This window comes from Pseudomonas sp. R62 (genome assembly GCF_000257605.1).
Taxonomy (GTDB): domain Bacteria; phylum Pseudomonadota; class Gammaproteobacteria; order Pseudomonadales; family Pseudomonadaceae; genus Aquipseudomonas; species Aquipseudomonas atacamensis.
The window spans coordinates 2,242,685-2,255,127 of sequence record NZ_JH635998.1; the positions used below are offsets into that span (position 1 = coordinate 2,242,685).

General features: G+C 61.2%; 9 protein-coding genes. 5 read left to right on the top strand and 4 right to left on the bottom strand.

From position 1 onward, the window contains the following. Nucleotides 1–76: 76 nt before the first annotated feature. The 3 genes from OQK_RS11100 to uvrD all read right to left on the bottom strand — a co-directional run bounded on the left by OQK_RS11100 (nt 77) and on the right by uvrD (nt 3,980). On the bottom strand, nt 77–484 hold the full coding sequence (locus tag OQK_RS11100) for an SMI1/KNR4 family protein (protein ID WP_007954245.1): 408 nt from the start codon (nt 482–484) through the stop codon (nt 77–79). 136 nt (nt 485–620) lie between these two features. Next, nucleotides 621–1,496, bottom strand: a complete 876-nt coding sequence (locus OQK_RS11105) for a Tim44 domain-containing protein (protein WP_016772449.1) — start codon at nt 1,494–1,496, stop codon at nt 621–623. A gap of 300 nt (nt 1,497–1,796) precedes the next feature. Beyond that, nucleotides 1,797–3,980 (bottom strand): DNA helicase II, encoded by a 2,184-nt coding sequence (uvrD, locus tag OQK_RS11110; RefSeq protein WP_016772450.1) that lies wholly within the window; start codon nt 3,978–3,980, stop codon nt 1,797–1,799. 257 nt (nt 3,981–4,237) lie between these two features. Here uvrD and OQK_RS11115 point away from each other — a divergent pair, with 257 nt between their 5' ends. From OQK_RS11115 to OQK_RS29205, 3 genes are all read left to right on the top strand, one after another. Next, nucleotides 4,238–7,111, top strand: coding sequence for an EAL domain-containing protein (locus OQK_RS11115; RefSeq protein ID WP_038860855.1), 2,874 nt, complete (start codon nt 4,238–4,240; stop codon nt 7,109–7,111). Between the two features lie 127 nt (nt 7,112–7,238). After that, nucleotides 7,239–8,105, top strand: coding sequence for a transcriptional regulator HexR (gene hexR / locus OQK_RS11120; RefSeq protein ID WP_007962240.1), 867 nt, complete (start codon nt 7,239–7,241; stop codon nt 8,103–8,105). Between the two features lie 233 nt (nt 8,106–8,338). Further along, complete coding sequence (locus OQK_RS29205) at nt 8,339–8,542, top strand: PA3496 family putative envelope integrity protein (RefSeq protein WP_081489844.1); 204 nt, start codon at nt 8,339–8,341, stop codon at nt 8,540–8,542. On the opposite strand, the gene OQK_RS11130 is transcribed toward OQK_RS29205, so the two are convergent. Next, entirely contained in the window at nt 8,484–9,446 is a 963-nt protein-coding gene (locus OQK_RS11130; RefSeq protein ID WP_016772452.1) for a LysR family transcriptional regulator, read from the bottom strand. The genes OQK_RS29205 and OQK_RS11130 overlap by 59 nt on opposite strands. 190 nt (nt 9,447–9,636) lie before the next feature. Between OQK_RS11130 and OQK_RS11135 the strand changes: the two genes are divergently transcribed. Both OQK_RS11135 and OQK_RS11140 read left to right on the top strand, forming a co-directional pair. Continuing rightward, nucleotides 9,637–11,052 carry an acetyl-CoA carboxylase biotin carboxylase subunit gene (locus OQK_RS11135; protein ID WP_024014853.1) on the top strand — a complete coding sequence of 472 codons (1,416 nt, stop codon included), beginning with the start codon at nt 9,637–9,639 and terminating at the stop codon, nt 11,050–11,052. 101 nt (nt 11,053–11,153) lie between these two features. Then, nucleotides 11,154–12,443: pyruvate/oxaloacetate carboxyltransferase (locus tag OQK_RS11140; RefSeq protein WP_016772454.1), on the top strand; the 1,290-nt coding region annotated here is incomplete at its 3' end.

Genomic DNA, 12,443 nt, shown 5'->3' on the forward strand with positions numbered 1-12,443 from the left:
GCAGGTGGCCTTGCTGGAAACCCTCGACAACCACAAGGAGTCGTCGGGGCATTGACCTGCCGGGGCGTGTGGCGGATCAGCTTTCCAGCCAGACGTCCCGCGCCCAGTGCCACACCGATTCCCATGATTCTTCGGTGATCAGCTCTTCTTCGCCGGACCACAGCACCACGGTGCCGTCTTCTTCAACGCAGTAGTAGTCGTCGCCGTCCTGGCAGATCGGGATCAGGTCACGCGGCACGCCGGCGTCCCAGGCATTGGCGGCAACGTCCGGCAGATAGGTGTGCGATTGCGGGTCGGTGACGGTCACCGGCTCGAGGCTGCCATAGACCACGTCGCTGACGGTCAGCAAAAACTCTTTGAAGACGAACGGAATGTTGATGAAGAGTTCTTCTTCGATCTCCACCAATTGGTCTTCGTCTGGCAATTCCAATGGAACCGGCACGGGTTCGTTGGCTTCGCGCAGTTGTTCGATGATTTCTTCCACGTCCGGGATCCTCTTGCTTGAATGGCGCGGTTTATATGGGCCGGTTTATACAGTAGCTCGCCATAGATGCAACCGTGAAATGAAAAACCCCGGCCGAGGCCGGGGTTCTGTTACCGCAAGTGAAGCGCAGCAGGGATCAGCCGTTCTGGCGGATACCGGCGACCAGCCAAGGCTGGTTGTCGCCCTGCGGACGTTCCATGTTCCAGCTTTCGCTGAACACTTCGCCCTGGTCGAAACGCGAGGTTTTCGACACGCCGGTAAAGGTCAGGGTGGCGATGGTCTTGTCGGCACGATCGTCGACGCCGTCCAGCTGAACCTGCAGGTTGTCGATGTAGGTCGACTGGAAGCCGTCGCCCAGATCCGCACGCTCACGCTTGAGGAACTCAAGCATTTGCGGGGTCACGAACTCGGCGATCTTGTCCATTTCGTTGGCGTCCCAGTGCTGCTGCAGCGACTGGAAGTGGCTGCGCGCAGCTTCAAGGAAGCGCTCTTCGTTGAACCAGGCCGGTGCGTTGATCACTGGACGGGCGGCAGCCGGAGCAGCCGAACCACCAAAGATCGAACCCATGGCGGCAGGCTTCTGCTCGAACACTTCACGCTGCATCGGCGCGCCGGCCGGAGCGAATTGCTCCTGCTGCTTGCGACGACGGGCGGCGATGAAGCGGAAGATCACGAACGCGATCAGGGCCATGATCAGGATGTCGAAGATCTGCATGCCCTGGAAGCCGTCGCCCATGAACATGGACGCGAGCAGGCCACCGGCGGCGATGCCCGCCAGAGGGCCGAGCCAGCGCGAAGCACCGCCGGCCTTGGCTGCGGCGCCAGCAGCACCGGCAGCGCCAGCGGTCGCTGCTGCGCCGCCCACGCCTGGAGAAGAAGGAGCCATCTGGCTGGTCTGGTGCGTCGGCGCAGCGCCGGCGCTTTTGCCACCACCAAAGCGCTTGGCGTTGGCGTCGAGGCTCATCGTCAGGCCGATGCACAACGCCATGGCGATGCTAAGAAAACGTTTCATAAAGGGTATTCCCGTTTTGTGGAGACACGCGCGCCATGTTGCACAGCTGAAGTGTTACTGGCTAGCGAGAGAGTGTTTCGGGCTTTTGCCTGACAGGTTGCGTTCAGCTTGGCGAGGCAATCAGCCGATGTACTTTTGTCTGTAGGAAAAGGCGATAGGTTCAGAGGGATTGTTACCTTTGCGCCGCATAATCTGTGGGAGCGAGCCTGCTCGCGAAGGCGTCGTGTCAGGCAATCGAATGCTTGATGACACACCGCTTTCGCGAGCAGGCTCGCTCCCACATGGCTTCAGTGCCGGTGGTTAGATCGCTTCCAGCTTGGCATAGCCGAGCATCAGCCACTTGCTGCCTTCGCTGAAGTTCACCTGCACCCGGGCCTGGGCGCCGGAGCCTTCGAAGTTGAGGATCACGCCCTCGCCGAAGATCGAGTGACGTACGGCCTGACCGAGCACAAAACCGGTTTCCGGAATCTCGCTGCCGCTGAACAGGCTGCTGCCGCTCATCGACTGGTTGCCGCCGAACGGTCGGCTGACGCTATTGGACAGGCGCACTTCCTGGATCAGGCCTTTGGGCACCTCGCGGACGAAACGCGACACCTTGTTGTAGGTTTCGCTGCCGTACAGGCGCCGGGTTTCCGCGTAGGTCATGACCAGATTCTGCATCGCCCGGGTGATACCGACGTAAGCCAGACGCCGTTCCTCTTCAAGACGCCCCGGTTCTTCCAGGCTCATCTTGTGCGGGAACAGACCTTCTTCCATGCCCACGAGGAACACGTAAGGGAATTCCAGGCCTTTGGCGCTGTGCAGGGTCATCAGCTGAACGCTGTCTTCGTGCTCGTCGGCCTGAGTGTCGCCGGCCTCCAGCGAAGCGTGGCCGAGGAACGCCGCCAGTGGCGTCAGTTCTTCGTCTTCTTCGGTGTTCTCGAAGTTGCGTGCTGCGCTGACCAGTTCCTCAAGGTTTTCTACCCGGGCCTGGCCTTTCTCACCTTTTTCCGCTTCGTGATAAGCGATCAGGCCGGACTGCTCGATGACGGTTTGCGTCATCAGGTGCAGCGGCATCTCGGCGCACTTTGCAGCGAGGTTCTCGATCAGTTCGATGAACGCACCGAGCGCACTCGCGGCGCGCCCGGTCAGGCCTTTGTTGGCCACCAGTAGGCGCATCGCTTCCCACATCGACACGTCGCTGTGCCGCGCATGCTCGCGAATGGCTTCGACAGTTTTCTCGCCGATGCCCCGCGCCGGCACGTTGATCACCCGCTCCAGCGCCGCGTCGTTGCCGCGACCTTCAAGCAAACGCAGGTAGGCCATGGCGTTCTTGATTTCCGCGCGTTCGAAGAAGCGCTGCCCGCCATAGATGCGGTACGGGATGCGCTCGCGCAGCAGGGCTTCTTCGAGCACCCGCGACTGGGCGTTGGAGCGGTACAGAATGGCGATATCGCTACGGGCCAGACCGGTTTTCAGCGCGCTTTCGATGGTTTCCACCACGTAACGGGCTTCGTCGTGCTCGTTGAACGCGGCGTACAGGTTGATCGCTTCGCCGTCGCCACCGTCGGTCCACAGCTCTTTACCGAGACGCCCGGTGTTGTTGGCGATCAGCGCGTTGGCGGCTTTGAGGATGCCGGCGGTGGAGCGGTAGTTCTGCTCCAGACGAATCGTCTCGGAGTCCGGGAAGTCGGAAGAGTACTGATGGATGTTTTCGATCTTCGCCCCGCGCCAGCCGTAAATCGACTGGTCGTCGTCGCCGACCACCATCAGGCTGTCGCCACCCTTGCCGAGCAGGCGCAACCAGGCGTACTGCACGGCGTTGGTGTCCTGGAACTCGTCGACCAGAATATGCCGGAAGCGCTTTTGGTAGTGCGCCAGCAGGCCGGGGTGATCACGCCACAGATCGAGCGCGCGCAGCAGCAGTTCGGAGAAATCGATCACGCCGGCCCGCAGGCACGCTGCCTCGTAGGCTTCGTAGATGCCGCGCATGGTGGCCAGGAACAGGTCGCCGCTGGCCTGAATGTGTTGCGGCCGCAGACCTTCGTCTTTCTGGCCGTTGATGAACCACTGCGCCTGACGCGCCGGCCAGCGTTGCTCGTCCAGACCGAGCTCGCGGATCACCCGCTTGACCAGACGCTGCTGGTCATCGCTGTCGAGAATCTGGAAGGTCTGGCTCAGGCCCGCTTCCTGCCAGTGCGCCCGCAGCAAGCGGTGCGCGAGGCCGTGGAAGGTGCCGACCCACATGCCGGCCGGGTTGATGCCCAGCAACTGCTCGATGCGATGGCGCATCTCGGCAGCGGCCTTGTTGGTGAAGGTCACCGACAGGATGGAGTGAGGCGAGGCGTTTTCGACCTGGATCAACCAGGCGATACGGTGCACCAGCACTCGGGTTTTACCGGAACCGGCGCCGGCCAGGACCAACTGACGGCCAACGGGGGCTGCTACGGCCTGGCGTTGGGCATCGTTGAGGGAGTTCAGCAGAAGGGAGAGATCATCGCGCATCGGGGCATTCTAGGGTGCGCCGCAGGCCCGGGCAAACCGTGCGTTGCATTAGCCGATGAAAGTGCTGCCGATGACGACCGGTCGGTCACTGGCTGCAGGCTTCGGCCCGTCTCGCCTGAGGGGTTGCAGCGGTGCGCAAGCGGCGGAAAATTTCCCTGCAATTGTGATCCGCAGCAGTTTGGCATCGGGATCGGCTTGTGTATGCTCCGTGCACGTTTCGGGCGCACGCCCTCCTTATAAGAACAAGAACGTTGCCCATGATCTTCAGCGCCGAACTGTCGGGGCCCTCCGTGGACCCCCGGGTGATCCGCAAGCACTATGCCGTCGAAATGGCGGTGGAGCGCACGCGTCTGCTGTATCAGGGCTCGTTGTTGCCCACGCTGTTCATGTTGATCAATGGTCTGGTCTGCGCCGCTTTGCTCTGGAGCCCGCAGCGCTACTTCGTGGTCAGCGTCTGGCTGGTGTGGCTGCTGTCGCTGGTCGCGCTGCGGGTGATTCAGGTAGCTGCGTTCGATTCGGCGATTCCCGATCGTCAGGCCCAGCCGATCTGGTTCCGCATGTTCCTGCTCGGTTCGACCATGACCGGCCTGACGCTGGCGGGAGCCGGCATCGCTCTGGTACCCGCTGACAACTTCATGCAGCAAGCCTGGGTGTTTGGCCTGATCGGCGCGGCAACGCTGTCCGCCAGTGTCGCCTACGCGGTGAGCCTGCCGGCGTTCCTCTCGTTTACCTTGCCCTGCCTGCTGCCAGCGATCGGCTACCTGTTCTGGGGCGGCGACGATCAGGCCCGGGGCTGGGGCTGGCTGGGTCTGATCCTGCTCGGTTCGTTGAGCGTGGTGGCGTGGCAGGTCAATCGGCTGATCGACCGTGGATTGCTTCGGCGTTTCCAGAATCAGCACCTGATCGAGCATTTGCAGCAAGCGCAGACGCGCAGCGAACAACTCAATCAGGAGCTGGGCAAAGAGATCGAACAGCGCCGCTGTGCCGAGGCGCAGTTGCGTGAAGCGCAGATAGATCTCGAAGATCGCGTGGCCCAGCGCAGCCGCGAACTGGATGCCGCCAATCAGGCCCTGAGCAAAAGCGAAGCGCGCCTGGCGCTGGCGCTCAAGGCCAGTGAGCTCGGATTGTGGGACTGGAACCTGCAGACCGACGAGGTCCATCACACGCAGATTCAGGAACTGTTCGGCCTCGCCCCGGAATACGTCACCGCGCTGCTGCGCGACCTTAAGCCACGACTGCATCCTGAAGATGTGCCGTCACTCAAGTTCGCCCTGGTCGAGCATCTGAAGGGGCGCACCGAGGATTATCAGGTCGAATATCGCCTGCGCCACGGCGACGGCCATTGGGTATGGATCGAGGACCGTGGCCGCGCCGTAGAACGCAGCGCCAACGGCCGGGTGATTCGCATGGTCGGCACTCGCCGCGATATCAGCGCCAGCAAAAGCCTCGAAGAGCAGCAGCGGCTGGCGGCGACGGTGTTCGAAGCGGCCAGCGAAGGCATCGTGATTCTTGACCCGGAATACGCGCTGATCGCGATCAACCAGGCTTTCAGCCGGGTTACCGGTTACGAGATAGACGACATGCTCGGGCGCAACGTCGTCGAGTTGCCGTGCAGCCGCGATGCCCGTCGTCACTACGTGGCGATCCGTCATGCGCTGGAGCAGTACGGCAGTTGGCAGGGCGAACTCGTGGAAACCCGCAAGAACGGCGAGCTGTATCCGCAGTGGCTGCAACTCAATGCCGTGCGTGATAGCCGTGGCAATGTCAGCCACATCGTCGGCTTCTTCGCCGATCTCTCGGCGCGGCGGGCCTCGGAAGAACGCCTGCGCTATCTGACCCATTACGACGAGCTCACCGGCCTGGCCAACCGGTCACTGTTCCGCGAGCGTCTGCACGAAGCCCATCAGCGGGTGCGCCAGGGCGGGCGCCGCAGTCTGGCGCTGCTGCACATCAATCTCGATCGCTTCAAATTGCTCAATGACAGTCTCGGCCATGAAGTCGCCGATCAGCTCCTGCAGAAGATGGCCCGGCGGCTGGTCAATGCCTTGCCGGAAGCCGACACCATTGCGCGCCTGTCCGGTGACGAATTTGCCGTGCTGTTCGATGCCTACGGCAATCTGTCGAGCCTCGCACGGGTCGCGACGCGGTTGTCGGCCAAGCTGCGTTTGCCGCTGAGCGTTGACGGGCATGAACTGGTGGTCAGCGCTTCGATGGGCATCAGCCTGTTGCCGGACAACGCGCGTGAGATCTCGGCGCTGGTCAGCCAGTCGAACATGGCCATGCAGCATGCCAAACATCTGGGCGGCAACAATTTCCAGTTCTTCACCGACAGTCTGCAAGCCAGCACACTCGAACGTTTGCAGCTGGAAAACCACCTGCGCAGAGCCATTGAAGAACAGCAACTGACGGTGTTCTACCAACCGAAACTGTGCCTGCAAACCGGCCGCATGAATGCCGCTGAAGCGCTGGTGCGCTGGGATCATCCGAGCATGGGCCAAGTGCCGCCGGCGGACTTCATTGGCCTGGCCGAAGAGACCGGTCTGATCGGGCCGATCGGCGAATTCGTTTTGCGTCAGGCGTGCTGGCAAGCGTGCGAATGGCAGCGCCAGGGCCTGGCGCCGATCCGCGTGTCGGTGAACCTGTCGGTGCATCAGTTGCGTCAGGGCAGACTGGTCAGTCTGGTCCGGCAGGTGCTGGAAGAAACCGGGCTGGCGCCGCACTACCTCGAGCTGGAGCTGACCGAAAGTCATTTGCTCGACAGCGTCGAACACATCATTGCGACGTTCCAGCAACTGCGCGATCTGGGAGTGAAACTGGCGATCGATGATTTCGGTACCGGGTATTCGTCGTTGAGTTACCTCAAGCGCATTCCGGTGGATTACGTGAAGATCGATCAGGCGTTCATTCGCGGCTTGAGCGAGGGCAGTGCGGACGCGGCGATCACTCGCGCGATCATCGCCATGGCCCACGGGCTGGCCCTGAAAGTCGTGGCCGAGGGCGTCGAGCGTGAGGATCAGCTGGCATTTCTGCGCGCCGAACGCTGCGACGAAGTGCAGGGTTATCTGATCAGCCGGCCGGTAGACGCTGCTTGTCTGGCCGGCCTTTTGCGTGATCAGAAAAACCCGCAGTAAGGGCTACATGCTCCTCAGCGTGCCTGATGCCGGGACATTGAGTTACGCATTGAGCAGGCAAAATGCCCATTCATGTAGTATAACTACAAGCTTGCTACATCCTTGCCCACAAGAAGAGTCCAGCCCCTTGAATCTGCTGCAACACATCGCCCAGTCACGTCACCTGTTACGCAAGTCGGAGCTCAAGGTCGCCGACCACGTGCTGCTTGACCCTGCGGCAGTGATGCACAGTTCCATGGCCGACCTGGCTCACAGCGTCGGCATCAGCGAGCCGACCATCGTGCGTTTCTGCCGCGCGATCGGTTGTTCCGGCTTTCAGGATCTCAAACTGAAACTGGCGCAAAGCCTGGCCGCCGGCGCCAGCTTCGGCCAGTTCGCGATCCACGAAGACGACTCCGTCGCCGACTACAGCCTGAAGATTTTCGACACCACGCTGCACACCTTGATGGAAGTGCGCGAGAAGCTCGATCCGGTGGAGCTGCAGCGCGCGGTGACGCTGATGTCCCAGGCGCAGCGTGTCGAGTTCTACGGCTTCGGTGCTTCCGGTGCGGTGGCCGCGGATGCACAGCACAAGTTCTTCCGTTTGCTGCTGACCGCAGCGGCGTATTCCGATCCGCACATGCAGGCGATGTCGGCTGTGACGCTGAAGCCTACCGATGTGGCGATCTGTATTTCCCAGTCAGGGCGCTCCAAGGATTTGCTGATCACCGCTAACCTCGTTCGCGAGAGCGGGGCATCGTTGATCACCCTGTGTCCGAGCCAGACGCCGTTGGCCGAACTGTCGACCGTCAATCTGGCGATCGATGTGCACGAAGACACCGAGATCTACACGCCGCTGACCTCGCGAATCGCCCACCTGGTGGTGATCGACGTGCTGGCAATGGGCGTGGCCATGGCGCGCGGGCCGAGCCTGGTCAATCACCTCAAAAGCGTGAAGCGCAGTCTGCGCAGTTTGCGTTTGTCTCCAAAAGCCGTGAAAGCCCTGGATGATTGAGCAAGGTCGTTCCGACCTTGTTCGCGAGCAGGCTCGCTCCCACAGGAGATCTCCTGAGAACATAAATTCTGGGTCATAACGGAATCAAATGTGGGAGCGAGCCTGCTCGCGAAAGCGTCTTCAACAACAGCACATCCCTGCGCACATTTCATCACATTGTCATCCCCGCGCAGCCAAATCGTCATCCCCCACGCCTATCGTGAAACTCCCGTACTCGCCCTGGGAGACTCGAAATGGCTCAGCCCTACGAAGAACGCAACAGCGCCGCGAAAACCCGTCGTCAGCAGGAAGATCAGCGCCGCATGGAATTTCGCCGCGCAATCGAAGATCGCTTCGAACTTCGCCAGCTTCAGGCCGAGATCGGCGATTTTCCCGAGATCACGCACTGGCAGGCGAGCCCCGCAGCTTCCCGTCGAAACGCTCAACCATCGCAATAATCTGCGCCCGCTCGCTGCGGATAAACGCCAGGAAGGCGTGCGCCACCGGTGACAGCCGCTTGGCTTTGGCCTGCACCAGACACCAGCTGCGCAGCAGCGGCAACTCTTCGACCGGCAGCTCGACCAGGCCGCCGGTCGCCAGCTCCAGGTTCAGGGCGTGGCGCGTCAACAGCGCCAGGCCCAGACCCGCCACCACGCATTCGCGCTGGGCTTCGGCGGACGCTACTTCCTGGGTCTGGGTGAAATGCACGCGCTTTTCCTTGAAATATTCTTCGCAGGCCAGACGCGTGCCCGAGCCCGGCTCGCGGATCAGCAGCGTATACGGCTCCAGATCCTGCAAGCGCAGCGGGCCCATGTGCGCCAGCGGATGATCCGGGCGCGCCACGGCGACAATCGGATTGTTGAGGAACGGCAGAAATTCCAGGCCCATGTCCTGCGGCACCATCGACATGATCACCAGATCATCGCGATTGTCCGAGAGGCGGCGAATGACCTGGCCACGGTTGACCACCGTCAGCTGCAAATTGACTTCCGGATGCTGGCGCTTGAACGCAGCAAACAGATGCGGCACGAAATATTTCGCGCTCGATTCCACTGCCAGTTTCAGCTGACCCTGCAGTGAACCCTGCATGTCCGACAGTTGCATGTCGAGGTTTTCCAGGCGCCCGAAAATGTCGCGGCTGGCGCGTTGAAGGGCTTCCGCCGCCTCGGTCATGTAGAGTTTTTTGCCGACATAGTCGAACAGCGGTTGGCCAATCAGCTCTTCAAGCTGACGAATCTGTAGGCTCACGGCCGGTTGTGTGAGGGACATTTCCTCGGCGGCGCGGCTGTAGGAACGTAAATCACACACCTCATTGAAGATCTGCAACTGACGCAATGTCATACGCATCAATGACTTACGCATTTTATTCAGGCTCTCATGGAACACGGATGTTCAGACTATAAGTTTTTACTTATGCCTGACCCAATTTTTATTCATTTTTGTTAATCCCTCAGCAGCGCTAGTGTGGACCTGCGACTGAATTGAAACATTTGGTCACGCGTCGACCTGGCTCCAGCAGGTCGTGGTGCCACCGGCTCAAGGGAATTTCCAAGTGATAAAAAAGATCCTGATCGCCAACCGTGGTGAGATTGCCGTACGCATCGTACGAGCCTGCGCCGAAATGGGCATTCGCTCGGTTGCGATTTTCTCCGACGCCGATCGCCATGCCTTGCATGTGAAGCGTGCGGACGAGGCCCACAGCGTCGGTGCCGAGCCACTGGCCGGCTACCTGAACCCGCGCAAGCTGGTGAACCTGGCCGTGGAAACCGGCTGCGATGCGCTGCACCCCGGCTACGGTTTCCTGTCGGAAAACGCCGAGCTGGCGGAAATCTGCGCTGAGCGCGGTATCAAATTCATCGGCCCGTCGGCGGAAGTCATCCGGCGCATGGGCGACAAGACCGAAGCGCGGCGCAGCATGATCAAGGCCGGCGTACCGGTGACGCCCGGCACCGAGGGCAACGTCTCCGGCATCGAAGAAGCCTTGGTTGAGGGCGACCGCATCGGTTACCCGGTAATGCTCAAGGCCACCTCCGGTGGTGGCGGTCGCGGTATCCGTCGCTGCAACAGCCGCGAAGAACTCGAACAGAACTTCCCCCGGGTCATCTCCGAAGCCACCAAGGCGTTCGGTTCGGCGGAAGTGTTCCTGGAAAAATGCATCGTCAATCCCAAGCACATCGAAGCGCAGATCCTTGGCGACAGCTTCGGCAACGTCGTGCATCTGTTCGAGCGTGACTGCTCGATCCAGCGCCGCAATCAGAAGCTGATCGAGATCGCGCCGAGCCCGCAGCTGACCCCGGAACAACGCGCCTACATCGGCGACCTTTCGGTCCGTGCAGCCAAGGCTGTGGGCTACGAGAACGCCGGCACCGTGGAGTTCCTGCTCGCCGAGGGCGAGGTGTACTTCATGGAAATGAACACGCGGGTGCAGGTGGAACACACCATCACCGAAGAAATCACCGGCATCGACATCGTCCGCGAACAGATTCGCATCGCCTCCGGCCTGCCGCTGTCGGTGAAGCAGGAAGACATTCAGCACCGTGGCTTTGCGTTGCAGTTCCGTATCAACGCCGAAGACCCGAAGAACAACTTCCTGCCGAGCTTCGGCAAAATTACCCGTTACTACGCCCCCGGCGGCCCGGGCGTGCGCACCGACACGGCAATCTACACCGGCTACACCATTCCGCCGTTCTACGACTCGATGTGCCTGAAACTGGTGGTCTGGGCGCTGACTTGGGAAGAGGCGATGGACCGTGGTCTGCGGGCGCTGGACGACATGCGTCTGCAGGGCGTGAAGACCACCGCCGCGTACTACCAGGAAATCCTGCGCAACCCGGAATTCCGTAGCGGCCAGTTCAACACCAGCTTCGTTGAAAGCCACCCGGAACTGACCAACTACTCGATCAAGCGCAAACCCGAAGAGCTGGCCCTGGCCATCGCCGCCGCCATCGCCGCCCACGCAGGCCTATGAATGAAGCAGCTGCGAGCTTTCAGCTGCAAGCGGCAAGTAAAAGCACATTGGCTTTTTCTTGCTGCTCGTAGCTTGAAGCTTGCCGCTATGAGGAGATACCAATGACTAAGAAGATCTTCGTTACCGACACCATCCTGCGCGACGCTCACCAATCGCTGCTCGCCACCCGAATGCGCACCGAAGACATGCTGCCGATCTGCGACAAGCTCGACAAGGTCGGCTACTGGTCGCTGGAATGCTGGGGCGGCGCGACGTTCGACGCCTGTGTGCGCTTTCTCAAGGAAGACCCGTGGGAGCGCCTGCGCCAACTGCGTGCGGCGTTGCCCAACACCCGTCTGCAAATGCTCCTGCGCGGGCAGAATCTGCTCGGCTATCGCCATTACAGCGACGACGTGGTCAAAGCTTTCGTCGCCAAGGCAGCGGTGAACGGCATCGACGTGTTCCGCATTTTCGATGCGATGAACGATGTGCGTAACCTGCGCGTGGCCATCGAAGCGGTGAAGGCTGCCGGCAAACACGCACAGGGCACCATCGCCTATACCACCAGTCCGGTGCACACCATCGAGGCCTTCGTCACCCAGGCCAAGCAAATGGAATCCATGGGTTGCGACTCGGTGGCGATCAAGGACATGGCCGGTCTGCTGACTCCATACGCCACCGGTGAACTGGTGCGCGCGTTGAAAGCCGAGCAGTCGCTGCCGGTGTTCATCCACTCCCACGACACCGCTGGCCTGGCCGCCATGTGCCAGCTCAAGGCGATCGAAAACGGTGCCGACCACATCGACACCGCGATCTCCAGCTTCGCCTCGGGCACCAGCCACCCGGGCACCGAATCAATGGTCGCCGCGCTCAAGGGCACCGAGTACGACACCGGCCTGAATCTGGAATTGCTCCAGGAAATCGGCCTGTACTTCTATGCCGTGCGCAAGAAGTACCACCAGTTCGAAAGCGAATTCACCGCCGTCGACACCCGTGTGCAGGTCAATCAGGTGCCGGGCGGGATGATTTCCAACCTCGCCAACCAGTTGAAAGAGCAGGGCGCTCTGAACCGCATGGGCGAAGTGCTCGCAGAAATCCCGCGCGTGCGTGAAGACCTCGGCTTCCCGCCGCTGGTGACCCCAACCTCGCAAATTGTCGGCACCCAGGCGTTTTTCAACGTGCTGGCCGGCGAGCGCTACAAGACCATCACCAACGAAGTGAAGCTGTATCTGCAGGGCGGCTACGGCAAGGCGCCGGGGGTGGTCAATGAAAAACTGCGCCGTCAGGCGATCGGCAGCGAAGACGTCATCGACGTGCGCCCGGCCGATCTGCTCAAGCCGGAAATGACCAAGCTGCGTGCCGATATCGGTGCACTGGCCAAGTCCGAAGAAGACGTACTGACCTTCGCCATG